This window comes from Amycolatopsis sp. NPDC039088 (assembly GCF_055598845.1).
Map to the genome: position 1 here is coordinate 25557 of NZ_JBVKAE010000005.1, position 23855 is coordinate 49411.

A 23855-nucleotide genomic window follows, 5' to 3' on the forward strand; every position below is an offset into this window, starting at 1 on the left:
GCGCCCCTTCATCGTGTTTCCGTGGGCCTTCGGCCCGAAAGAGGGCGCGCGACGGGTGAAGTCTCCCTGGCAACCTCACGCATTTCGTCCTCTAAATGCGGTCAGGAAGCGGCCGCCACCAGCGCCGCGTAAGGCCCACCCGCCGCCAGCAGCTCCGTGTGCGAACCCAGCTCGGTCACCCGGCCGCCCTCGATGACCGCGACCCGGTCCGCCGCGGCCGCCGTATGCAGCCGGTGCGCGATCGCGATCACCGTGCGCCCCTCGAGCACCGCGCTCAGCGAACGCTCCAGCTCCCGAGCCGAACCCGTGTCCAGCAGTGACGTCGCCTCGTCCAGCACCAGCGTGTGCGGATCGACCAGCACCACCCGCGCCAGCGCGAGCTGCTGCGCCATCGCCGCCGGCACGGCGACCGCACCGGCCCCGACCCGCGTGTCCAGCCCGTCCGGCAGGCTCGCCACCCACTCCGAAGCGCCGACCGAGTCCAGCGCGGCCAGCAGCCGTTCGTCGGTCCAGTCACCGGCGGGCAGCGTGAGGTTGTCCCGCAGCGTCCCCGAGAACACGTGGTGCTCCTGGGTCAGCAGCAGGACCTCGCCGCGCAGGACGTCGTCCGGCAGCGTCGACACCTCTGTCCCGCCGATCCGCACCGAACCCGACGTCGGCACGGACATCCCGGCCAGCAGCCGTCCCAGCGTCGACTTGCCGGCACCCGACGGACCGACGATCGCCAGCCGTTCGCCGGCGGGCACTCGCAGGTCGATCCCGTGCAGCACTTCGCGGCCCTCGTGGTAGCCGAACCGGACGTCGCGGACCTCGATGTCCTGTCCGCGCGGAGCCTCCGAAGCCGCGGCAACCGACGAAGGCGGTCGCACGCCCAGCAGCCGCCGCAGCGAGGCACCGGCGACCTGCAGGTCCGCGAGCCAGAACAGCGCCTCGTTCAGCGGACCCGTCATGACCTGCGAGTACAGCAGCATCGCGGTGATGGTGCCGAGCCCTTCCCAGCCGTTCGAGTAGGCGAGCAGACCCAGCCCGAGCATCACCGGCACCGGCAGCACGTAGCTGATCTCCAGCGACGGGATCCACCGCATCTGCAGCGCCCGGATCTTGCGCTCGCCCAGCATCGACGCTTCGAGGCCGTCGTGCCCGGCGCGGATCCGGCGGCCGGTCAGGTTCAGCGCCTCCGCCGTTCGCGCGCCCTCCGCGGTTTCATGCGTGGTGGACTGCAACTCGGACCACTTGTCGAGCATCCGCCGCATGACGTCCGGGATCCGCCGCTGGTACCAGATGTTCACCGGCACCAGCAGCGGCAGCGCGACCAGCAGGCCCAGCGCCAGGAACGGCGACGTGATCACCATCGCCGTCACGGTGAACACCACCGTGACGGCGGCGATCATGATTTCGGGCGCGCCGAAACGCACCGCGTGGTCGATCCGGCTGACGTCGGTGGTCGCGCGGCTGAGCAGGTCACCGGTGCCCGCCGCTTCGACCGTGCCCAGCGGCAGGTTCAGCGCGTTGCCCACGAACTCCTCGCGGTTGCGTGCCAGGATCCGCTCGCCGAACACCCGCGCGCGCAGCCGCGCCAACCCCTTGAACCAGGCCTGCGCCGCCAGCACGACCACGAACGCGATCGCGAGCCAGGTGATGGTGGTGGTCGTCGTGCCTTCCACGACCTCGTCCACCAGCGCGCCCAAGAGCTGTGGCCCGGCCAGCCCGATCGCGGTCGCGACGCAGAACAGGCCGATCATCACGGAGAACTCGCGCTTGTTGTCGCGCGCGGTCTCCTTGATCCATCGTCGAACGTCTTTCTTGTCTGCCAGCGGCAGCTTCTTCATGCGGGCACTTTCGTACTCACGACCACATCGGCCACGTGAGTCCACAAAGGACTCTGACTGAACACGACGGTGGTCTTGCCGCGTCGCAGCTTCGCGACGCGTTCGGTTATGCGAGCTTCGGTATGCGCGTCGACCGCCGAAGTCGGCTCGTCGAGCAGCAGGACGTCGGCGTCGGTCGCCAGCGCGCGGGCCAGGTTCAGCCGCTGCCGCTGACCGCCGGAAACCTCACGTCCGCGTTCGCCGATGACCTCGTCGACGCCGTTGGGCAGCGCCTCCACGATGTCGTCGGCGTCCGCCGCGTACAGCGCTTCGGTGATCTCGACATCGCCGGGCTCGGCGGCGGTGACCTGCTCGCGCAACACCCCGGAGAACCAGATGTCCTGGTTGTGCGCGAACACGACCCTTCGCCGCAGTTCGTCGAGGGCGACCTGGTTCACCGGGACCCCGCCCACCAGGGCAGGTTCATCCGGATCGGTGAACCGCGCCATCCGCGAAGCCACCGCCTCGGCGTCGGCTCCGACGTCGATGACGGTCAGCTTGCCCGCCTCGGCCTTGATCCCGGACGTCTCGTCGTACAGGTCCAGCGGGCCTGCCGGCAGCGGCACCGGATTCTCCGGTTCGGCGAGCGTGCGTTCGGTGGACAGCAGTTTGCACACCTTCCGCGCCGAAACCAGGGCGGCGCTCAGCACGCCCGCGAACTCGGTCGCCGTCGTCACCGGGATCACCAAGAACACCGAGATGCCGTAGAACGTGATCAGCTCGCCGATTTCGATGGTGCCGTTCATCGCCAGCTGCGCGCCCAGCCAGGTGATGACCACCGTGACCAGACCCGGCAGCGCGACCTCCGCCGCCGCGAGCCACGCCTCGCTGCGCCCGACCTGGACACCGGCCGCCCGGACCCGCTGGCTGGAGCGGCGGAAGCGGTCGAGGAACTGCTTCTCCCCGCCGACACCGCGAAGGATCCGCAGGCCGGAGACGATGTCCGCGGCGAGCGCGTTGACCTCGGTCTTCTCCTCGCGCTGTTTCGTCTGGCGCTTCTCCAGCGGCTTCAACAGCGGCCCGATGCCCACCACCGCCAGCGGGACGCCGACCAGCGCGACCACGCCGAGCAGCGGAGACGTCGTCAGCAGCGCCGTCGCGCACACGATGAACGCGATCAGCGAACCGAAGGCCCGGCCGAGGACCTCGAAGGAGTCACCGATCGGGTTGATGTCGCTGGTGGTGATCGCGACGACGTCCCCGGTGGTGGTCGTGTCCCGCAGATTCACGCCCAGCTTCGCCGCTTGCTCGGTGGCCAGGCGCTGGGTGACCCCCGCGCCGTGCACCCAGCAGCCGTAGGAGGCGAAATGCTGCACCGTTCCCGCGAGCGTCTGCGCGATCCCGAGTCCCGCCGCGACGAGACCCCACAGCCAGACGGCGTCGCCGTCACTCCGGCCGATCGCGTCGATGCCCCGGCCGATCGCGACCGGCAGCAGCGCGATCGGCAACGACCAGAGCGCACCGCTGATCGCCGAGACGACGAGCAGCCCCGGCCGCGCGAGCATCATCGCGACCAGGTAGCGCCAGGCGGTCGGCTTGGCGGGCAGCCGCAGTCGCGGAAAGGGATATGTGGCGGAAAGCACGATTATCGACGGTAAGCGGATCACCCGTGTCGGCGCGACCGATTTATGCGTGGGCGACCGCGAGCCGCCCCCGGCGCTCGCCTACTCTTAAGGCCGTGGCGAACCCTGATGTGGACACCGTGACCAGCACCGACGTCGACACCACCGCACGCGCCGAGGCGACTCCGGAGCAGACCCAGCCGTACGTCGAGCTCGGCCTCGCCGACGACGAGTACGCCCGGATCCGGGAGATCCTCGGCCGCCGTCCGACCGACGCCGAACTGGCGATGTACTCGGTGATGTGGAGCGAGCACTGCTCGTACAAGTCCTCGAAGAAGCACCTGCGCTACTTCGGTGAGACCGCCACTCCCGAGATGAAGGAGAAGATGCTCGCCGGCATCGGCGAGAACGCCGGCGTCGTCGACATCGGCGAGGGCTGGGCGGTCACCTTCAAGGTCGAGAGCCACAACCACCCGTCCTACGTGGAGCCGTACCAGGGCGCCGCGACCGGCGTCGGCGGCATCGTCCGCGACATCATGGCGATGGGCGCCCGCCCGCTGGCCGTGGCCGACGCGCTGCGGTTCGGCCCGGCCGACGCGCCCGACACCCGCCGCGTGCTGCCCGGCGTGGTCGCCGGCGTCGGCGGCTACGGCAACTGCCTCGGCCTGCCGAACATCGGCGGCGAGCTCGTGTTCGACCCGAGCTACGCGGGCAACCCGCTGGTCAACGCCCTGTGCGTCGGCGCGATGCGCGTCGAGGACCTGCACCTCGCCTTCGCCTCCGGCAAGGGCAACAAGATCATCCTGTTCGGCGCGCGCACCGGTCTCGACGGCATCGGCGGCGTGTCCGTCCTCGCGAGCGACACGTTCTCCGGGGACGAGTCCTCGGGTGGCCGCAAGAAGCTCCCGAGCGTCCAGGTCGGCGACCCCTTCACCGAGAAGGTGCTCATCGAGTGCTGCCTCGAACTGTTCGAGCAGAAGCTCGTCGTCGGCATCCAGGACCTCGGCGGTGCCGGGCTCTCCTGCGCGACGTCGGAGCTCGCGGCCGCCGGTGACGGCGGCATGCACATCTACCTCGACCGGGTTCCGTTGCGGGCCACCGGGATGACCCCGGCGGAGGTGCTGTCCAGCGAGTCGCAGGAGCGCATGTGCGCCGTCGTCTCGCCGGAGAACGTCGAGGCGTTCATGAAGGTCTGCGAGAAGTGGGACGTCATCGCCACTGACATCGGCGAGGTCACCGACGGCGAGCACCTGGTCATCACCTGGAACGACGAGATCGTCGTCGACGTCCCGGCGCACACCGTGGCGCACCAGGGCCCGGTGTACGACCGCCCGATCCAGCGTCCGTCCACACAGGACGCGCTGCAGGCGGACACCTCGGCCAAGCTGCCGCGACCGTCCACTTCGGACGAACTACGCGCCGACATCCTCAAGCTGATCTCGTCGCCGAACCAGGCGTCGAAGGAATGGGTGACCTCCCAGTACGACCGCTACGTGCGCGGCAACACCGTGCTCGCGCAGCCGTCGGACTCCGGCGTCATCCGGATCGACGAATCGACCGGCCGCGGTGTCGCCGTGTCGACCGACTGCAACAGCAAGTTCGTCTTCCTCGACCCGTACGAGGGCGCGAAGCTCGCGCTGGCCGAGGCCTACCGCAACGTCGCCACCAGTGGCGCGAAGCCGGTCGCGGTGTCGGACTGCCTGAACTTCGGCGCGCCGACCGACCCGGGTGTGATGTGGCAGTTCGAGCAGGCCGTGCACGGGCTGGCCGACGGCTGTGTCGAACTCGGCATCCCGGTCACCGGCGGCAACGTCAGCTTCTTCAACCAGACCGGTGACGTCGCCATCCTGCCGACGCCGGTGGTCGGCGTGCTCGGTGTGATCGACGACGTCACCCGCCGCATCCCGACCGGAATCGGCGCGGAGGCGGGGGAAACCCTGCTGCTGCTCGGCGAGACCCACGACGAGCTGGACGGTTCCGCCTGGGCGCGTGAACTGCACGGCCACCTCGGCGGCCGTCCGCCTCGCGTGGATCTGGCGCGCGAGAAGCTGCTCGCCGACATCCTCATCGCCGGTTCGCGCGACGGCATGATCTCCGCCGCGCACGACATCTCCGACGGCGGGCTGATCCAGACGCTCGTCGAGACCGTCCTCATCGGACAGTGTGGTGCCCGCGTCTTCCTCGACACGGAGCAGGATCCGTTCGTGCAGCTGTTCTCCGAGTCCGCGGGCCGGGTGCTGGTCGCCGTGCCGCGCACCGAGGAACTGCGGTTCACCGAGATGCTGACCGCGCGCGGGATGCCGTGGCGCAAGACCGGTGTGGTGGACCCGGAGTCGGGCTCGCTCGAACTCCAGGACATCACCGAGTTCACCCTGGACGAGCTTCGCGAGACCTGGGAGAAGACGCTTCCGGCGCTGTTCGGGTAAAGATGTCGTGAGTGGTTCGGGTCGTTCTAACGACCCGAACCACTCACGACATCTGCGAGCCGGCCGCGAACTTCGCGCCCTCCAGCGACGGCGGTTCCGCGAACGTGGCCACGCTGAAGTCGACAGGCGTTTCGACGACCGAGTTGTCCATCGACACTCGTCGTTCGAACTTCGCCCCCGTGAGTTCGAACTTGCCGTGGATCGTCACGTTCTCGAGCAGGAACTTCCCGGACAGCTGTGCGTCGGTGAGGTCGAGATAGGTCAGCACCTCGCAACGATCCGCGCCGAACCAGCCGACCCGCCTGCCGAGCAGGCCCAGCTTGTCGAGCCGGGCGTCGCTGAGGTTGAGCGACAGCGTCGGCCCGGTGGTCCCGGTGTGGGGAAGGATGTCGCGGATCAGCCGTTCGGCAGCGCGCCTGACCAGTCGTTCGCGTTCCGCGGCCGCCTCGTCCGCGGGTTCCCACTCGCGGTCTTGGTCGAACTTCGGGTGTTCGAACGGCCGCCGCAGGTACGCGCACAGCACGTCGAGCACCGTCTGCCGGTACTCCGGCCGCGTCCTGGCCAGCCCGGCCAGTGAGTGCATCGCCCCGACCCGGACCTGGTCGGCCTCGTTGCCCAGTAGCTCGATCGACTTGGCGAAGCGTTCGTCCGAGATCCGGCTGCGCTCGATCTCGTGCCTGTCCTCTTCTGTTCGCCTTCGCCTGTCGTTGAGCCAAAGTCCGTAGAGCGCGGCGATCGCCCCGGCGGCGAGAGCGCCGGTCTTCAACGCGTCGCCGCGGCTGGTCGCGCGATCGGTGAGCAGCCAGGCGGTGACGCCGATCAGCACCGCGACCGAGGACAGCAACGTCCACAGCAGCGGAGATCGGAGCAGGCGCCTCATCCGTCCTTCACCGTCAGCCGGGCGCGGCCGTCGGGCAGGGTCTCGACGACCCAGCCCGCCGGGAGTTCGTGGTCCCTCGCCGGTTCCACCGTCGTGTTGTACAACGACACGGAATCCGGTGCCTTGCGGAACTTCAGGTCACTGATGCCTTCGAACCGTGCACGGCGAAGGTCCAGCGTCTTCTCGAACTCGGCTTCGGTGAAGACGGCGTTCTTCGCGAAGACACTGTCCTTAAAGGACGTTTCGTCCGCGAACACGGTGCCGTCGAACTCGACGTCCTCGGAGAACTGCACCCCGCTGAACCACGCCCGCTGCGTGAACTTGGCTCCGCTGCACCGAAAGAAGCCGATGCGTTTCTTCTCCTTCGTGCCGGCGCCGGTCAGGTACACCGGCCCGAGGAACACGCAGCCGGACAGATTGGTGCTGTTGTACAGCCCGCCGTAGCGGAGCAGCAGCTTGCCGATCTTGCGATCCGACAGATCGAAGTACTCCAGCACCGCGCCGGTCAGATCGAGGTCGTACCCGCGGGTGCCCTCGGAATCCGCCGCGGGCAGCAGTTCGCCGATGAGCCGTTGCGCGGTCTGCCGCACCTGGAGTTCCTGATCTTCCTCTGCCGAGCCCTCCTTGGGAGGGGTGTTCCCCGGCAGTTTCGCCGTGTCCGCGTACCTCGGGTGTTCGAACGGCCGCCGCAGGTACGAGCACAGGATGTCCAGCACGGTCTGCGTGTAGATCGCCCGTCCGCGGGCCAGCCCGGCCAACGCGTGCAGGGCACCGACCCGGACCTGATCGGCGTCGTGCCCGAGCAGTTCGACGGCCTTCGCGAACCGTTCGTCCGAGATCCGGTCCCGGTCCTGGTCGGCCCGCCGGAGCTCGAGTTCTTGCCGCTGTCGTTCGATCTCCTGCCGTCGTTCCTCGACGCGGCGGCGCCGGTCGTTGAGCCACAACGCGTAGAGCGCGACGATGGCGCCACCGGCGAGACCGCCGGTCTTCAGTGCCTCGCTGCGGCTGGTCGCCGGATCGGTCAGCAACCAGCCGCCGACGGCGAGCAGCAGCCCGAGCGAGACGACGAACGTCCAGAGCAGTGGAGAGCGAAGCGACCGCTTCATCTGCTCAGAATACGAAGAAGTTGCGGACACAGAAGGACTTGTCCGGGTTGTCGTCCGAGGAGATCCCCGAGCCGGTCACCTTCTTGCCCTTGACCGTGCCCTCGATGTCGCCGGTGACGAAACCGTCGCCGATGCCGGTGGTCGAGGTGATCTCCAGCTGTGACGGCGCCGGGGCCATGATGTCGATCGACTGGCCCAAGCTCGCCTTCATGTCCGAGCAGGCCAGCGACAGCGCGCCCGCCTTGTCACCGGCGCTCACCTTCGCGAAGAAGTCCTTGAGGTTCTGGACGCCCTTCGGGTTCCCCTCGGAACCGGCGCCACCACTTTCGGTGCTCCTCGGGCTGCTCTTGGGCGCGCTCGACTTCGGGCTGCTCTTCGGCGCGGAAGTCGGCGCCTTCTCGGACGACGACGCGGGCGGCGCGGCCGTGTTGTTGCCCTCGTCCTTGCTCAGCAGGAATCCCGGCGCGACGAAACCGGTGACACCGAAGGCGATCAGTACGACGACACCGATCACGATCCCGATGATCAGCCCGGTCTTGCTCTTCGGCGGCGGCGCGGGCGGGCCGCCGTAACCCTGCGGGTAGCCGGGGTTGTTCGGGTCCCAGCCCTGCTGCTGCGCGTTCGGATCCCAGCCCTGCTGAGGCTGTTGCTGGTATTGCTGAGTCTGGTCCCAGCCCTGCTGTGGCTGCTGCTGGTATTGCTGGGTCTGGTCCCAGCCCTGCGGCTGACCGTACTGCTGAGTCTGGTCCCATCCACCCTGCTGCGGGTAGCCGCCGGGCTGCTGGCCCTGTGGGTCTTGGCCGTAGGGCTGGCCTGGCTGGGGTGGGTAGGTCATCGGTCTCGCCTTCCGTGCTGGGGCCTGAGGCTGGAGGTCAGACGGCCGGCGGTCAGCGCTGGTTCCGGATCCGCCCGTGCCAGGAGTTCAGGGGCATTCTGCTCGGAAAGGTACAGTGCGATCGAGAGCGGCACGCGAAGGCGGCTCCCGGCAAGGCCGGGAGCCGCTTCTTCACGAAATACGCAGCTCAGCCGTTGGCCAGTGCCTGCAAGCGGTCGTATGCGCCGTTGAAGGTGTTCTGGTCGAGCGGGCTCGAGGTGTACTGCCACACGGTGTAGTAGCTCCAGCCGTAGGGCAGGGAGCCCACGGTCGACGCGTAGCGCGCGACCCACAGCGGGACGGTGCCACCGAAGTTCTGCGTCGATCCGACGCACGTGCTCCACCAGCTCGTCGAGGTGTAGATGACGGGCCAGCGGCCGGTGCGTGCCTTGTAGCGATCGTGGAACGCCCGGATCCATGCCCCCATGGACGCCTGGCTCAAGCCGTAACAGGTGGCCCCGTACGGGTTGTACTCCATGTCGAGCGCACCCGGCAGGGTCTTGCCGTCACCGGACCAGCCCCCGCCGTTGTTGACGAAGAAGTCCGCCTGCGCGGCGCCGCCGGAAACGTTGGGCAGCGCGAAGTGGTAAGCCCCGCGGATGAAGCCCTGGTTGTAGGAACCGTTGTACTGCTGGGCGAAGTACGGGTTCTTGTAGCTGGTGCCTTCGGTGGCCTTCGTCCACACGAAACGCTTGCCTTGTCCCCACCAGTAGGCCCAGTCGACATTCTGCTGATAGCTGGCGACGTCCATGCCCGCGACGGTGGCGAGCACCCCGGCTTCAGGCTGTGGCTGAGCGGCCTTGGCCTTGGACTCCGGGGTGGAGGTGTCCCCTTCCACGCGCCGGATCTGCGATCCGATCGTGTGGTCGTTCTGCTGGAGATCCTGGTCGATCGACATGATCTCCGGTGACGGAGCCGCCGACGCCTGGACCGTGCTGCCGAGCAGGAGCAGCGCGGAGCCGACGGCGATGGCGATTCTTCGGGAAGTGCGCATACGACAATCCCTTCACGGATAACCCTCGCTGAGGACGACTAACTGCAGGTAGTCGTCCGGCCACGATTGTTGACGACGATGTCGGGTTTGTCACTAACTTCCGTGAAATTGATGCTACGCGTGGGTGATTTTCATTTCCATCTTGGTGGTGTTCTGTGATCTTGTAACACCCACGAGAGTGGGCTCAGCCCAGTGAAAGGGCGCGCACTCGATCTTCCGTGCCGTTGAACCAGTTCTGGTCGCCGGGCAGGCTGCCCTTGTTCGAAAACTGCCAGATGGTCTGGGTCTTCCAACTGGCCGGAAGCTCGCCGATCTCCGTGTTGTAGCGCGCGAGCCACAGCGGGTTCTGCCAGAAGGCGTTGCTGTTGCCGGTACAGCGCTTCCACCAGTTCGTCGACGTGTAGATCGTCGGATGCCGCCCGGTCCGCCACAGATAGGTCTCGGCGAACGACGCCATCCACGCGACCATCTGCGCGGGAGTCTTGCCGTAACAGGTTTCGCCGTACGGGTTGTACTCGACGTCGAGCGCGCCGGGCAGTGTCCTGCCGTCGCCGGACCAGCCGCCTCCGTGGTCGACGAAGTAATGCGCCTGCGCGGCGCCGTCCGAGATGTCGGGACGCGCGAAGTGGTACGCGCCGCGGACCAGGCCGACGCCGTGGGAACCGTTGTACTGCTGGAGGAACCGGGGATTGACGAACCCGGTGCCTTCGGTCGCCTTCACGTAGACGAACTTCGCCCCGGTCCTGGACGCTCCCGGCCAGTCGACGTCGCCCTGATGTCCGCTGACATCGTGCCCGAGAGTCTGCGCTTCCCCGCCGTAAAGCGGTCCGATCGCGGCCTCGACCCCTTCGTGCAGCGCGATCTGCGAGCCGGCGTAATGCTCTTCGGCCCCGCCGTCTTTGGGCCCCGCTTGCTGTGCCGAGGCGGGGGTCTGCGCGAGCAGCAAGACCCCCGCCGCGAGGACGGCCCCCCAGCCTTTCGAACACACTCTGCAACTCATCACGTCGCCACGATCCCCCGCGCAAAGGGAATCAGCGACTCGAACATCACCCGAAAGAGTTGCTCTCAGCCTGAATATATTGGGCCGAGTGGGTTAATCGAGCCCTAACGACGCTCGTCCAGAAGGGCTTTGTCGAGGTGCTCCGAGGGGACGATCGCGGTGAGCCGGTCGTGCGGATTGATCGCCACCGGATGCCCCGCGAGCAACGGCACCATGTCCCGGCCCAGCACCGCGCGGGCGTGCGGCCATTCGCGCGGGACCAGCGACTTGGCCGTGTACGCGGGCACGAGTACCTGGCCGTCGGTGTTGTGGAAGCCGATCACCGTGCGCTGCACCGGGGAAAGGGCGTAGACGAACAGCGTCGAGTCGAGGAAGACCCTCGGCAGGTCGGTGACCGGGCGGTGGTTCGTGCGCACCAGCTGCAGCAACTGCTCGAGCTCGTTGCGCGGCTCCGGGAAGCCGAGCGCCTTGGGCGAGGGGCGGTAGCGGTCGTTCGGGTGGAAGTCCTCGACGATCTCGCCCGCGCCGTTCACCGGGTACGCGCCGACGACCGCCCAGGACGGCACCGGGCCGTCGGGGTCGAAGGCCTCGTCGATGACGTACAGCCAGCTGTTCGGATTGGCCTTGGCGTTGGCGCGCATCTCGTCGGTGATCTTCGGCTTGGCCGGTTTCCGCTTGCCCGCCAGGCTCGACGCCGACCGATCCGCCTCGTCCCGCTGCGCCATCGCCATCCCCACGTTCCGGGTGCCTGAAGGTTTGTTCGCGCTCACTCTACTGTTCTCCCATGGCCTCTTCGCGTTCGGTCGACCCCGCTGAGTTACGTGCCGCGATCACGGCGATTTCCCCCTGGTTGAGCGGATCCGGTCCGGATCCGGCCCGTCCCGAGCTGGCCGCGGCGGTGCGGCTGAGCCTGCGGACGCTGGCCGCGGACGCCCCGGGGAAGAGTGTCGAAGTGCGGGTGCCGCCGTTCGCGGCGGTGCAGTGTGTCGAAGGATTGCGGCATACGCGCGGGACGCCGCCGAACGTCGTCGAAACGGATCCGCGCACCTGGCTTGAACTGGCGACCGGGCTGCTGAGCTGGGCCGACGCCGTCGAATCGGGGCGGGTCACCGCCTCGGGGAGCCGGGCCGACCTCGCTCGGTGGCTGCCGCTGGTCCGCCTCTGAACCCGGTCCCCGCGTGCAATGAAAGGTCCTTTCCTTGCAAATTTGCAAGGAAAGGACCTTTCATTGCACGCCAGCGAGGGAACTCAGGGCTTGCGGCCGACGCCGCCCGAGATCGTCCGCTGAGCCGTGTTCAGCTCCTTGATCCGCGGGCCGTCCGGCCACCAGTCGGCGCACAGGGTGACGCCGGGGTCGACCATCTCGAGGTCGTGGAACAGCTCCTCGATCTCGGCCTTGGTGCGGAAGGTGCCGGAGCCCATCGGGCTGTGGAGGAAGAAGTCCTCCATCTTGCGGGCCGTCTCGGACAGCTCGTCCTCGGGATCGGAGAAGTGCGAGATCGCCACGTAGGAGCCCGACGGCAGCGCGTCGATGTACTTCTTCATGATCTTGGCCGGGTCGCCGTGCGGCCCGTTGTAGTGGTGCAGGGTCCCGAGCTGCAGGAACGCGATCGGCTGCGAGAAGTCGATGTGCCGCCGGATGTCCGGGTGCTCCATGATCCGCTCCGGCTCGAAGATGTCGTCCGAGACGAAGTGGGTGTTCTCGTTCTCTTCGAGCAGGGCGCGCCCGTGCGCGAGGACGACCGGGTCGTTGTCGACGTAGACGACCTTGATCTCCGGGTTGATCCGCTGCACGACCTGGTGGGTGTTCTCCGCGGTCGGGAGGCCGGAGCCGCAGTCGAGGAACTGGGTGATGCCCGTCTGGCTGGCGAGGAACCGGCAGGCGCGGATGAGGAAGCCGCGGTTCTCGGTCGCCAGGTCCTGCGCCTCGGGAGCGGCCTGCTGGACCTTGCGCAGCACCTCCCGGTCGATTTCGTAGTTGTCCTTGCCGAGGAGGAAGGCGTCGTACACCCGGGCGATGCTGGCCCGGGTCGGGTCGACACCCACAGGCACTCGTTCCGTCCGGGGCGGGGCGTCGGGCATCTTGAACCTCACAAAACTGTGTCGGAAGTCTCGGGCTCTACGTAGAGTAGAACCACGTACCCGACCGGTAAACCGAGCCGTACCTGTCGTGTCGAGGTCCAAACGTGTACTTTGAGTAGTCGGGCTTGATCCCCAGGTGAGTGTTGACGTACGAAAGGTCCCCCGTCCATGAACGCGGTCACCCCGCCCGGTGGTGAGCAGTCACTGGGTCCCACCGCGCGGCGGATGATCCTCGGCTCGCAGCTGCGGCGGATGCGTGAGGACGCGGGGATCACGCGCCAGGAGGCCGGCTACAGCATTCGCGGGTCCGAGTCGAAGATCAGCCGTCTCGAACTGGGCCGCGTCGGTTTCAAGGAACGCGACGTCGCCGACCTGCTGACCATGTACGGGATGACCGACCCCGCCGAGCGGCAGCTCTTCCTCGACATGGTCAAGGAGTCGAACGAGCCGGGTTGGTGGCGCCGCTACGGCGACCTGATGCCGAGCTGGTTCAACGACCTCGTCGGGCTCGAAGAGGCGGCGGCCCGGATCCAGGTCTGGGAGCCGCTGTACGTCACGGGTCTGCTGCAGACCGAGGCCTACGCGCGGGCGATCATGAGCCATGGCCGTGCGGACATGGTCGACGAGCAGGTCCGCCGCCGCGTCGCGTTGCGGATGCGACGGCAGAAGATGCTGTCCCGGCCGGACGCGCCGCGGTTGTGGCTGGTGCTCGACGAGTCGGTGCTCCACCGGCCGATCGGTGACCGCGAGATCCTCAAGGGCCAGATCGACCACCTGCTGGAGATGATCCAGCAGCCGAACATCTCGGTGCAGATCCTCCCGTTCGACCGGAGCGGCTACTCCGCCGACAGCGCGTTCTCGCTGCTCAGGTTCGCGGAAGAGGAATTGCCGAACATCGCCTACACCGAATACCTGACCGGCGCGCACTACATCGACAAGCGCGACGAGATCGAGCGGTACAGCCGGGCACTGGACATGCTCGCGGTCGACGCGGAGACGCCGGACCGCAGCCGCCAGATGCTCCTGAAGCGCCGCGCGGAAATCTGAGTCACTCACCGTTGTGGGTTCCCTGGCCGTTCGGGGGGCGGCCGGAATTTTCTTGTGCGCACCCGAAAACGTGGCCACGAACAGTAGTTGTTGGCCCGTTGGGGACGCCCTCCGTCACGCTTTAGTGGGACGGTTGGGGTCTTAAGTCCTCACTGCACGCGAATTCTGCAAAAACTTCTGCACGTGCATTTACCGCTGCAGGCACACGTGCTAACTTTGGATCACAGGCAAATGCACATGCAGATGCATCGCCCGAAGTCTTCTGTCGGGGAAGGTGGGGAACATGGCTGAACAGTTCGACAACGGCATCCCGGCCGATCGTCTTACCGGTGCGCAGTGGCGCAAAGCGAGCTACAGCAACGCGATCGGCAACTGCGTCGAGGTGGCTCCGCTCGCGTCCGGCGAGATCGCAATGCGCAACTCGCGCTTTCCGACCGGGCCGGCGCTGATCTACACCCAGGCCGAGATGGCCGCGTTCCTCGCGGGTGCCAAGGACGGCGAATTCGATGATGTTCTCGGGTGACACCATTACCGCGGAGATCACCGATATCGAAAGCGGTCTTCGGGAACTGATCGATCGCGGGTATCAGTTCGTGCACCCGTGCGACGCGAACGGCGAGGTCCTGGCCGTGGTCGGCGTGCGAGTCCACGACAACGTGGTCGATGTCGTCCGGCTCAACGCCGAAGACGATGTTGTGGCGACCCGCATGCCCGGCACCGAGGAAGACATCCTCGAGCCGGAGGTGTGGCTGTGGCGTTCCGCCGGCGACGCGGCGACGGTGCTGACGGCACTGCTTGCGCTCCCGGACGAGCGGACACCCGGCTCGCTGTACCTCCCGGAGAAGGCTTCCAAGGGTTGCTGGGTCCCGGGTCGTGGCGGCAACTCCAAGTGGCTCGCCGCCGGTTGATCGAGCCGCTCAAGCACAGTCGACCGCCTCTGTCGAGGGGGAGCGGTCCGCTGGTCGGGGGTCGTGAGTGCCGGGTCCTGAACCCGCCCGTCACTCACGGTCACAGGGGCCCGCTGTGCGAGCCGAGGTCTTCGCTGGTTCACTCACAGTGGCTGACTGAATCGTGTCCAGTGCCACGTCGCGCAGCGCGTTGATCAGCTGCCCACCGTTTACACTGGTGGCGGCCTGCCCTACTTCTCCCCTGGGAGCACCTCGGTGGTTTCCGACCCGTCCGTCGCCGGACAGCCCGTAACCGACCAGCCCGATCCGGAACCCCGTGAGGAATGCGGCGTCTTCGGTGTTTGGGCGCCCGGAGAAGAGGTCGCGAAGCTGACCTACTACGGGCTCTACGCACTACAGCACCGTGGCCAGGAAGCGGCCGGCATCTCGGTCTCCGACGGTTCGCAGATCGTCGTCTTCAAGGATCTCGGCCTGGTCAGTCAGGTCTTCGACGAGCAGGTCCTGCAGTCCTTGCAGGGCCATATCGCCGTCGGCCACTGCCGCTACTCGACCACCGGTGCGACCATCTGGGAGAACGCGCAGCCGATCTTCCGCACCACCGCCACCGGCAGCGGACTGTCCTTCGCGCACAACGGCAACCTCGTCAACACCGCCGAGCTGCGCGATCGCACGGTCGCCGCCGGGCTCAAGCCGCACGCCGGCCTGACCGGTTCCTCCAGCGACTCCGACCTGGTGTGCGGGCTGCTCGCGGCCAACGCCGCCGACAAGGGCATCGAAGCCGCCGCGCTGGAACTGCTGCCCACTCTCAAGGGCGCGTTCTGCCTGGTCTTCGCCGACGAGTCCACCTTGTACGCCGCCCGCGACCCGCACGGTGTGCGCCCGCTGGTGCTCGGCAGGCTCGAACGCGGCTGGGTGGTCGCGAGCGAGACGGCCGCGCTGGACATCTGCGGCGCGTCTTTCGTCCGCGAGGTCGAGCCCGGTGAGCTCATCGCCATCGACGCCGAGGGCCTGCGCTCCTCGCGGTTCGCCACCCCCGAGCCCAAGGGCTGCGTCTTCGAGTACGTCTACCTCGCGCGCCCGGACACCTCGATCGCCGGACGCAGCGTGCACGCCACCCGCGTCGAGATCGGCCGCCGCCTCGCCGGTGAGCATCCGGCCGACGCCGACCTGGTCATGCCGGTGCCCGAATCCGGCACCCCGGCCGCGATCGGCTACGCACAGGGCTCCGGCATTCCCTACGGCACCGGCCTGGTGAAGAACGCCTACGTCGGCCGTACCTTCATCCAGCCGTCGCAGACCATCCGCCAGCTGGGCATCCGGTTGAAGCTGAACCCGCTGCGCGATGTCATCCGCGGCAAGCGGCTCGTCGTGGTCGACGACTCGATCGTCCGCGGCAACACCCAGCGGGCGCTCGTCCGCATGCTGCGGGAGGCCGGCGCGCTCGAGGTGCACGTCCGGATCGCCTCGCCGCCCGTCCGCTGGCCGTGTTTCTACGGCATCGACTTCGCATCGCGCGCCGAACTGGTGGCCAACGGCGTCGACGTCGACGGCATCCGCCGGTCGATCGGCGCCGACTCCCTGGGCTACATCTCCCTGGACGGCTTGGTCGCCGCTTCGGAACAGCCGAAGTCGCGGCTCTGCACCGCGTGTTTCTCCGGCGAGTACCCGATCGCGCTCCCCGACGACGCCTTGATCGGGAAGCACCTGCTGGAGAGCATGGACTCGGTCAATGGTGCGGCGAAGCCCGTAACCCCAGCCGGGTACGGTGCTGAAGACGCCGTCCGGCGTCCCTAGACCTCTCTTTCAGAGTTGGAGTCCGCTTCCGTGAGCGAGTCCACGAGCGCCACGTACGCCGCCGCCGGAGTCAGCATCGACGCTGGTGACAAAGCCGTTGAGCTGCTCAAACCGCACGCCGAAAGGGCCACCAGGCCCGAGGTGATGGGCGGGGTCGGCGGCTTCGCCGGGCTGTTCTCACTGAAGCTGGACAAGTGGAAAGAGCCGGTGCTGGCCTCGTCGACCGACGGGGTCGGCACCAAGATCGCCGTCGCGCAGGCGCTCGACAAGCACGACACCGTCGGCATCGACCTGGTCGCGATGGTCGTCGACGATCTGGTCGTCACCGGCGCCGAACCGCTGTTCATGCAGGACTACATCGCCGTCGGCAAGGTCGTGCCGGAGAAGATCGCGGCACTGGTCGGCGGTATCGCCGAGGGCTGTGTCCAGGCGGGTTGCGCGCTGCTCGGCGGCGAGACCGCGGAGCACCCCGGCCTGATGGGCGAGCACGACTACGACCTCTCCGGCACCGGTATCGGTGTCGTCGAGGCGTCGAAGGTGCTCGGCCCGGAGCGGGTCCGCCCCGGTGACGTCGTCCTCGCGCTCGGCTCGTCCGGCCTGCACTCCAACGGCTACTCGCTCGCCCGGCACGTACTGCTGGACATCGCGCGCATGCCGCTCGACGGGCACGTCGAGGAGTTCGGCCGCTCGCTCGGCGAGGAGATGCTGGAGCCGACCAGGATCTACGCGAAGGACTGCCTCGCGCTGGCGGCCGAGGCCGATGTCCGCACGTTCGCGCACATCACCGGCGGCGGTCTGGAGCAGAACCTCGCCCGCGTCATGCCTCGCGGCCTGGTCGCGAAGCTCGAACGCGGCACCTGGACCCCGGCGCCGGTGTTCGCGCTGATCGGGCACCGCGGCAAGGTCGAACGCGCCGAGCTGGAGAAGACGTTCAACATGGGCATCGGCATGGTCGCGATCGTCGGCGCCGACGACGTCGACCGCGCGCTGGCGATGCTGACCGCGCGGCACGTGCCGGCGTGGATCCTCGGCGACGTGCAGCCCGCGGAGGACCCGGACGGCCCGCGCGCCGTGCTTTCCGGTGACCACCCGCGCTTCTAATATCTGTTGGTCCCGGATGACACACTGGATCCGTGGCTGATGACGTGGTGGTCGGTACCCGGTTCGTGATCCCGGGTGCCGAATTGAACGAACGGTTCTCCCGGTCCTCTGGTCCGGGTGGGCAGGGCGTGAACACCACGGACTCGCGGGTCGAGCTGTCCTTCGACGTGGCCGGTTCGGCCGCCGTCCCGGAACATCTCCGGGCCCGGATGCTGGACCGGCTTTCGTCGCGCCTGGTCGACGGCGTGGTCACGATCGCCGCGTCCGAACACCGCTCGCAACTGATGAACCGGGAAGCCGCGCGGGCACGGCTGGTGATGCTGCTCCTGGAGGCGTCGGCGCCTCCGGCGGCCAAACGGCGTCCCACCAAACCGTCACGCGGTTCGAAGGAACGCCGCCTGGCCTCGAAGAAACGCCGCGGCGAGGTCAAACGAACTCGCCGTGGCGGTTATTCAGACGAGTGACAGGTGCACACACTCGGCCACGTTTTTGAAACCGACGCGGCCGTAGACGCGTTCCGCCTGCCCGGCGCCGGGTGTGAGGAACACCGAAGCACCGCCACGGGCATGGGCCTCGCGGGTCAGGTGCTCGGTCAGCGCCGCGGCGATCCCACGCTGCCGATACTCCTCGATCACCCCGATCCCGGCGATCTCGCTCGCGCCGTCGAGAATCGCCGTCGCGACCCCGCCGCCGACACATTCACCGGTTTCGGTGAGTGCCATGACCGAGATCGTGTCGCCGCTCAGCTGCGCGGGCGACGGCTCGACGTGCTCGCCGGGATCGGGTTCTTCGAACGCGATGTTCTGCGCCCGGATCATCGACCGGAGTTCGGCGGGTGTCGCGGGGGTCTTCAGGACGATCCCGGCGGGAACCGGCTGTTCGACGACCTGCCCCGGCGGGCAGACCATCAACGGGACCCGCCGTTCCAGGCGGTAACCGCCTTCGACCAGCACGCTCTCGGCTTCGGGAGCGGCCTCGGTCAGGAACTCCAGCCGTGGCGTGAGTCCGCGAGCGCGGAACGCCTCGGTCAGCTTCGCGACGTCACCCGCGGTGGGCACGCTGCCGTTGTCGGGGATCGCGTAGTTGAGGAACAGGTGGTCGTGCCCGGTCGTGTAGGTGGCGAGGAACGGCCCGATCCGCTCGGTTTCGCGGAACTTCGCCGCCGTGGTGCGGATGTAGGACTGCAGTGCGTTGATCGTCTCAGCAGACACTGGTGGAAAAGCCTTTCAGGCAAGGGGGAATGACGCACGGGAGTACTCGCGTGCGTGATGGAGCTGGCGTGAGCGCCGGCCAGCTCGTGCCGACGCCACCGAAGGCGTCAGGCATGAGGCATCCCTCTTTCATGAATGAACACCACGTGGTGAACAGAGCTTTCGCGACCACTGTCGCACGGTGGTCAAATGGTTTACCGGCGCTGCGGATGAGCGACACTCGAGTACCGCTCGTCCCACACCGACCTCGGCACGCGCAGTCGCACGGGGGCTTCGCACACCCGCCGGACCTGCACCGGGATCGTCACCGGCGGCCGGACATCCAGCCGGTGCCACACCCGCTTGCTCAGCGCGGCGCCGAGCACGGCCCCGAGGGTGTTCAGCAGGATGTCGTCGGCGGAGGTCACCCGGCCCGCCTGTATCAGATATTGCGTACCCTCCACCAGCACCGAGACGGCCAGCGCGCCCAGCGCGATCCGGCCGAGCGAACGCAGGCGGCGAGATCGCAACGGGAGCAGGGCGCCGAGAGGGCTCAGCATGAGGACGTTGCCCAGTACCTGCCCGAGCGTGGCGCTGTCGCTCAGCGCGAGGCGCAGATCTGTGCCGGGTTCGAGACTCAGCTTGCTGCCGTGTGCCCCCGCCACCGGCATCGTGACCAGGCAGAACACCAGAAAGCAGGCTAGCGCGAGCGTCATGTCCACGGCGGCTGTCGCCGACGCGGAGAAGCGGTCGGCTTGTCTTCGCCGCCGATGTGCGGCAAGCAGCGGCCAGCCGATCAAGGCATACGGAGTCGCGGTGATCGTCAACGGGATCATCTCGCCGAAAGTGCGGAGCAGCTCTCCCATGGACCTTCCTTTCCGGAGCGCCCAAGATCACCTTCGCATCACAAGATCGACTCGGCATCGCGGAGTCGCCGCACTATGAGGTGATCTTTCCGGTAGCGGAAAAGGCTTTCCCATGCTTGGGTCCAAGCGGCGACTGTCCACAATGGAGCCTGTGGACAACCTGTGGATGACCGCGAAGCGATGAGGAGAAGGCGTTATCGCACAAGGAAAAGCCTTGTGGGTGACCTGTGTACTACTTGCCGTGCCCGGCGAGCTCGCGCGCGCGTTCGATCAGCTTCTGCAGGTGCAGACCGCGACGCACGTCGCAGGGATGCGACGTCGTTCCGCTCGCCGCCATCGCGGCGAAATCGTCGAGAAGCGCGGTGAACGATTCGCCTGCCGAACCCGGCTTCCGCCCTAAAGTGCGATAACCGTGCTCGCCGTAGACGGCCACTTCGACGACCGTCGGCTGGATCGGCAGCCGCAACGACAGGGTCGCCGTACTGGTCGCGCCACCCGCGTGGGCGAACAGGATCTGCCACAGATCGTCATCGGTACGGTGGGCGGCGAGCACGTCGGTGATCTCACCGAGCGCCGCGTCCAGCAGATCGAAGGCGTGCGGTCCGATGTCGGCGAGCGCGCCGGAGTCCACCCGCCACGGCGACGACTGGTACTGCCCGCCGAGCAGCGCGCCCGAAAGCCAGCGCGCACCCCCGCCGCGCCAGCCGCCCGCTTCCTTGATCCCGTCGAGCCACTCGCGGGTCATCGGCGAAAACCGCAAGGTCAGGACCACGAGAGCCGCCACGCCCGCGGCCTCGACCGCGTCCACGAGCCGCCGAGCGCCGTCGAGATCCGCGGCGATCGGCTTCTCCAGGATGATGTGCTTGCCCGCCTCGGCGGCCTTGACCGCCAGCTCCGCCTGAACAGCGGGCGGCACGGCGAACGCGACCGCGTCCACCTGGTCCAACAGCTCTTCGAAGCTGCCGACCGCTTCGGCGCCATGCGCCTCGGCCAGCTCCTTCGCGGCTTCAGGGCGCCTCGTCCAGACCGCGCTCAAGGTGGTTCCGGGGTGATCGGCGAGGCCCGGCGCGTGCACCGTCTTCGCCCATGGACCGGCCCCGACCAGACCCGCACGCAGCTGTCCCTGTCCCACGGCCCCAGTCTAGGTGTGCTGCCGTCGCGCAAGGTGAACGCACCATCGAGTTGCGTTTGTTGCGTTTGTTGCGAATAATTCGTTTATGGCCGATGCTGGATTCACGCCGGTAGGGAGCAGGGATGAGCGCGCTGACCATTGATCAGATCGTCCCCGGGCGGCATGACATCGACGTGGCGATCGAGGCACTTCCGCACGTGGAGGCTTACCTGGCCAGGCGCCATGAAGAGGACACCGTGCGCGTGGTGGTCGTCGACGAGCGCGAAGAGTCGCTGGTGATCCCTCGCGGCGTCGTCGACTTGATGGCCAGGGTCCTGGCGCTCGTGGCGGCAGGCGAGAGCGTCTCCATCGTTCCGTCGCACGCCGAGCTCACCACTCAACAAGCGGCCGATCTGCTCAACGTTTCGAGGCCGTTCCTCATCGGACTGCTCGAAACGGGGCAGATCGAATTCCGCACGGTCGGCAAACATCGCCGCGTGAAAGCGAGTTCCCTGCATGACTATCTGAGCCGAGACGATCAGCGGCGTCGCGACGCGGCGGACGAGCTTTCCGCGCTGAACCAGGAGATGGGGCTGACCTAGCAAGTGGCCTTCGTGGTCCTTCTCGACGCGAACGTGCTGTACCCGAACGCTCTGCGCGATCTCCTCATCCGGATCGCGGATTCCCGGAGCGCTCCACCGACGAGCTTCGCCGAGGTCCTCAACGCACTCGAGCGCACTGGGCTCAGCGGGTCTGCGCTCATAGAGGCCGGGCCAGCCGGTCGTAGAGGTCCAGCAGTTCGGCGAGCCTGGCGGAGGCCGGGACGTGCGCGGTGTCGAGGTCGAAGACCCGGAACCGGTTGCCGGGCGTCCGCTCGTCCGCCTCCCGGATCATCCGGTCCTGCAGTGCGAGCGGGATGACGTTGTCGCGCAGGTGCCGGACGTAGACGCGCGGGATCCGTCCCCAGGAGCGCAGGTCACCGCGTGAATCGACCTCGCTTTTCCCGGGTAGTTCGTCGGGCGCCATCGAGTTCAGGAACGTGTAGAACTCGGCATCGGTGCTGTCACTCATGAAGACCTCTTTCGCCTTCGCGAGGCCCACGGGGTCGGCGATACGCCAGTTCGAGCGGTAGGCCCCGAGCGTCGCCGGATCGCCGGCCATGAACTCGAGAAGTGCCGTCACCTGCGTCGTCGAGCCTTCCTCGGTGCCGAGGTACTCGCCGGGGGTGCGGAGCGCGCCGCAGCAGAACGCGGTGTCGTAGACCAGCAGGTCGATCAGCCGCGGCACCTGGTTCGCGACCAGGCTGATCGCCGCGCCGCCGATGCTGGCGCCGACGAGCACGACCGGACCGTGCGCGGCCGCCCGGCGGACGGTCTCCACCGTCGCGGCGAGGTGGTCGGCCACGGTCACCCCGGCCAGCGGCGACGGCTCGGTCGCGAACGCCGCGAGATCCTGCGGAGCCTGGTACGAGAGCCGGAACTGGCCGTCGGCCGGGCGCTGGCCGGGCAGATCGACGCCGACGCAGCGATAACCGCGCAACACGAGTTCGTTCGGGACACCGGAGACGCCGTTCGCGCCCGCGGCGAAGACGAACGTCGGGACGCCACGCCGTTCATGCGCGGACGCCGAGCCCGAGGTGACGAGTCCGGTGAGGCCGGTCAGTCCGGCGACGGTGATCGCCTTGCGACGCGTGTGTTCGTTCACGCTGTCCAGGCAACCGGACATACCGGTCGCCTGGACAGCCGAAGAAGTGGTCTTCCGCCGCTACGAAAGTTGCGGGTCAGGAGTAGCTGTAGAAACCGCGGCCGGTCTTCTTGCCGAGCAGACCGGCGTCGACCATGCGCAGCAGCAACGGCGGCGAGGAATACAGCGGCTCCTTGAACTCGGCGTACATCGAGTCCGCGATCGCCTTGATGGTGTCCAGGCCGATCAGGTCCGACAGCCGCAACGGGCCCATCGGGTGCGCGGTGCCGAGCTCCATACCGCGGTCGATGTCCTCGGCCGACGCGAAGCCCGACTCGATCATCCGGATCGCCGAAAGCAGATACGGCACGAGCAGCGAGTTCACGATGAACCCGGCGCGGTCCTGCGACCGGATCACCGTCTTGGCCAGCGCCGACGTCGCGTGCTCCTCCGCGCGTCGGGCGGTGTCGTCGCTGGTCAGCAGCGAGGGCACGAGCTCGACGAGCGGCAGCACCGGGACCGGGTTGAAGAAGTGGATGCCGATCACCTGCTGGGGGCGGCCGGTGGCCATCCCGAGCTTCATGATCGGAATCGAGGAGGTGTTGGACGCGAACAGGGCGTCCTCACGCTCGACGATCTTGTCCAGCGACCGGAACACCTCGACCTTGGCCTGCTCCTGTTCCAGGATGGCCTCGATGACGAGGTCGCGGTCGGCGAACTCGCCGATCTCGGTGGTGAAGCGGAGCCGTCCGAGCGCCGCGTCGGCGTCTTCCTGCGAGAGCTTCCCGTTCTTGACGCCGCGTTGCAGCGACTTCTCGATCCGCGCCCGCCCGGAGTCCAGCGCCGGCTGGTTCACCTCGGTGACGATCACGTCCAAACCGGCACGCGCGTGCACCTCGGCGATGCCGGAGCCCATGAGACCGGCTCCGACGACACCTACTCGGGATACGTCAGACATGGCACCTCTTCCATATTTTGGGCAGCACGCGACACGCGAGGGTGGTTACCGGGGCAAGCCCCGATCCACCCTCGCGTGTCACGCGTTGCTCAGCGGCGGTATTCGTCGTACCCGTCGTACGGGTCGTCGTCATACCGCTTGTCGTCCTCGTGCCTGTCTTCCGAGGAACTACTGGACAGCTCGCGCTGCAAAGCATCGAAGTCGGTTTCGTGCGAGCTGTACTTGAGCTCGCGCGCCACCTTCGTCTGCTTGGCCTTAGCCCGGCCGCGCCCCATGGCTCGACCCCCTCGCACAGGGGCGGGGCGGCCGGGGGAATCGGCGGCCCCGCATCGTCTCGACAATTATTTCCTGCTGACACCGTACCGTGTCCGGGGGGTTGGATGCGACGTGGCACGGTGTGCCGGT

At 67.7% G+C, this 23855-nt stretch carries 24 protein-coding genes; 9 read left to right on the top strand and 15 right to left on the bottom strand.

Annotation, left to right across the window (positions count from 1 at the left end; all coding sequences use genetic code 11):
• Positions 1-101: 101 nt before the first annotated feature.
• The gene (locus ACZ7KI_RS07955; RefSeq protein WP_470272447.1) at positions 102-1829 is read right to left on the bottom strand and encodes an ABC transporter ATP-binding protein; all 1728 of its coding nucleotides are present in this window, start codon (positions 1827-1829) and stop codon (positions 102-104) included.
• Positions 1826-3451 (bottom strand): ABC transporter ATP-binding protein, encoded by a 1626-nt coding sequence (locus ACZ7KI_RS07960; RefSeq protein WP_470272448.1) that lies wholly within the window; start codon positions 3449-3451, stop codon positions 1826-1828. Before ACZ7KI_RS07960 ends, ACZ7KI_RS07955 begins: the two co-directional genes overlap by 4 nt.
• Before the next feature lie 119 nt (positions 3452-3570).
• On the opposite strand from ACZ7KI_RS07960, the gene purL reads away from it, so the two are divergent.
• Positions 3571-5856 carry a phosphoribosylformylglycinamidine synthase subunit PurL gene (gene purL / locus ACZ7KI_RS07965; RefSeq protein ID WP_470272660.1) on the top strand — a complete coding sequence of 762 codons (2286 nt, stop codon included), beginning with the start codon at positions 3571-3573 and terminating at the stop codon, positions 5854-5856.
• 43 nt (positions 5857-5899) lie between these two features.
• On the opposite strand, the gene ACZ7KI_RS07970 is transcribed toward purL, so the two are convergent.
• The 6 genes from ACZ7KI_RS07970 to ACZ7KI_RS07995 form a co-directional block, all read right to left on the bottom strand.
• On the bottom strand, positions 5900-6736 hold the full coding sequence (locus ACZ7KI_RS07970) for a hypothetical protein (RefSeq protein WP_470272449.1): 837 nt from the start codon (positions 6734-6736) through the stop codon (positions 5900-5902).
• Complete coding sequence (locus ACZ7KI_RS07975; RefSeq protein WP_470272450.1) at positions 6733-7842, bottom strand: pentapeptide repeat-containing protein; 1110 nt, start codon at positions 7840-7842, stop codon at positions 6733-6735. Before ACZ7KI_RS07975 ends, ACZ7KI_RS07970 begins: the two co-directional genes overlap by 4 nt.
• A gap of 4 nt (positions 7843-7846) precedes the next feature.
• Positions 7847-8677, bottom strand: a complete 831-nt coding sequence (locus ACZ7KI_RS07980; RefSeq protein ID WP_470272451.1) for a Twin-arginine translocation protein TatA — start codon at positions 8675-8677, stop codon at positions 7847-7849.
• A 187-nt stretch (positions 8678-8864) separates the two neighbouring features.
• A complete protein-coding gene (locus tag ACZ7KI_RS07985) occupies positions 8865-9710 on the bottom strand; it encodes a lysozyme (protein ID WP_470272452.1) in 846 nt (281 codons plus the stop codon).
• A 184-nt stretch (positions 9711-9894) separates the two neighbouring features.
• Positions 9895-10698, bottom strand: a complete 804-nt coding sequence (locus ACZ7KI_RS07990; protein WP_470272453.1) for a lysozyme — start codon at positions 10696-10698, stop codon at positions 9895-9897.
• A 116-nt stretch (positions 10699-10814) separates the two neighbouring features.
• Positions 10815-11435, bottom strand: coding sequence for a type VII secretion system-associated protein (locus ACZ7KI_RS07995; protein ID WP_470272661.1), 621 nt, complete (start codon positions 11433-11435; stop codon positions 10815-10817).
• Between the two features lie 59 nt (positions 11436-11494).
• Here ACZ7KI_RS07995 and ACZ7KI_RS08000 point away from each other — a divergent pair, with 59 nt between their 5' ends.
• Positions 11495-11875, top strand: coding sequence for a sterol carrier family protein (locus ACZ7KI_RS08000; protein WP_470272454.1), 381 nt, complete (start codon positions 11495-11497; stop codon positions 11873-11875).
• A gap of 83 nt (positions 11876-11958) precedes the next feature.
• Here ACZ7KI_RS08000 and ACZ7KI_RS08005 read toward each other — a convergent pair whose 3' ends face one another.
• Positions 11959-12756 carry an SAM-dependent methyltransferase gene (locus tag ACZ7KI_RS08005; protein WP_470272455.1) on the bottom strand — a complete coding sequence of 266 codons (798 nt, stop codon included), beginning with the start codon at positions 12754-12756 and terminating at the stop codon, positions 11959-11961.
• 204 nt (positions 12757-12960) lie between these two features.
• Here ACZ7KI_RS08005 and ACZ7KI_RS08010 point away from each other — a divergent pair, with 204 nt between their 5' ends.
• From ACZ7KI_RS08010 to arfB, 6 genes are all read left to right on the top strand, one after another.
• Positions 12961-13839, top strand: coding sequence for a helix-turn-helix domain-containing protein (locus ACZ7KI_RS08010; protein ID WP_470272456.1), 879 nt, complete (start codon positions 12961-12963; stop codon positions 13837-13839).
• Positions 13840-14122: 283 nt separating this feature from the next.
• Positions 14123-14362, top strand: coding sequence for a DUF397 domain-containing protein (locus tag ACZ7KI_RS08015; protein ID WP_005152616.1), 240 nt, complete (start codon positions 14123-14125; stop codon positions 14360-14362).
• Complete coding sequence (locus ACZ7KI_RS08020) at positions 14346-14747, top strand: hypothetical protein (RefSeq protein WP_470272457.1); 402 nt, start codon at positions 14346-14348, stop codon at positions 14745-14747. Before ACZ7KI_RS08015 ends, ACZ7KI_RS08020 begins: the two co-directional genes overlap by 17 nt.
• A 255-nt stretch (positions 14748-15002) precedes the next feature.
• Entirely contained in the window at positions 15003-16541 is a 1539-nt protein-coding gene (purF, locus tag ACZ7KI_RS08025; RefSeq protein WP_470272458.1) for an amidophosphoribosyltransferase, read from the top strand.
• Between the two features lie 30 nt (positions 16542-16571).
• A complete protein-coding gene (purM, locus tag ACZ7KI_RS08030; protein ID WP_061981905.1) occupies positions 16572-17642 on the top strand; it encodes a phosphoribosylformylglycinamidine cyclo-ligase in 1071 nt (356 codons plus the stop codon).
• A gap of 32 nt (positions 17643-17674) precedes the next feature.
• Positions 17675-18106 (top strand): alternative ribosome rescue aminoacyl-tRNA hydrolase ArfB, encoded by a 432-nt coding sequence (arfB, locus tag ACZ7KI_RS08035; RefSeq protein WP_470272459.1) that lies wholly within the window; start codon positions 17675-17677, stop codon positions 18104-18106.
• Here the strand turns inward: arfB and ACZ7KI_RS08040 are convergent.
• The 3 genes from ACZ7KI_RS08040 to ACZ7KI_RS08050 all read right to left on the bottom strand — a co-directional run bounded on the left by ACZ7KI_RS08040 (position 18095) and on the right by ACZ7KI_RS08050 (position 20830).
• Positions 18095-18853, bottom strand: a complete 759-nt coding sequence (locus ACZ7KI_RS08040; protein ID WP_470272460.1) for a GNAT family N-acetyltransferase — start codon at positions 18851-18853, stop codon at positions 18095-18097. The two genes, arfB and ACZ7KI_RS08040, sit on opposite strands and share 12 nt — an antisense overlap.
• Positions 18854-19047: 194 nt before the next feature.
• Positions 19048-19698: a VanZ family protein gene (locus ACZ7KI_RS08045; protein ID WP_470272461.1), complete on the bottom strand. Its 651-nt coding sequence runs from the start codon at positions 19696-19698 to the stop codon at positions 19048-19050.
• A 232-nt stretch (positions 19699-19930) separates the two neighbouring features.
• Positions 19931-20830, bottom strand: a complete 900-nt coding sequence (locus tag ACZ7KI_RS08050) for a Gfo/Idh/MocA family protein (protein WP_470272462.1) — start codon at positions 20828-20830, stop codon at positions 19931-19933.
• A gap of 122 nt (positions 20831-20952) precedes the next feature.
• Between ACZ7KI_RS08050 and ACZ7KI_RS08055 the strand changes: the two genes are divergently transcribed.
• Positions 20953-21411, top strand: a complete 459-nt coding sequence (locus tag ACZ7KI_RS08055) for a helix-turn-helix domain-containing protein (protein ID WP_470272463.1) — start codon at positions 20953-20955, stop codon at positions 21409-21411.
• Between the two features lie 157 nt (positions 21412-21568).
• Here the strand turns inward: ACZ7KI_RS08055 and ACZ7KI_RS08060 are convergent, their stop codons facing one another.
• From ACZ7KI_RS08060 to ACZ7KI_RS08070, 3 genes are all read right to left on the bottom strand, one after another.
• Positions 21569-22513, bottom strand: coding sequence for an alpha/beta fold hydrolase (locus tag ACZ7KI_RS08060; protein ID WP_470272464.1), 945 nt, complete (start codon positions 22511-22513; stop codon positions 21569-21571).
• A gap of 76 nt (positions 22514-22589) precedes the next feature.
• On the bottom strand, positions 22590-23450 hold the full coding sequence (locus ACZ7KI_RS08065; RefSeq protein WP_465499932.1) for a 3-hydroxybutyryl-CoA dehydrogenase: 861 nt from the start codon (positions 23448-23450) through the stop codon (positions 22590-22592).
• An 89-nt stretch (positions 23451-23539) separates the two neighbouring features.
• A complete protein-coding gene (locus ACZ7KI_RS08070; RefSeq protein ID WP_007032561.1) occupies positions 23540-23725 on the bottom strand; it encodes a DUF3073 domain-containing protein in 186 nt (61 codons plus the stop codon).
• Positions 23726-23855 lie beyond the last annotated feature (130 nt).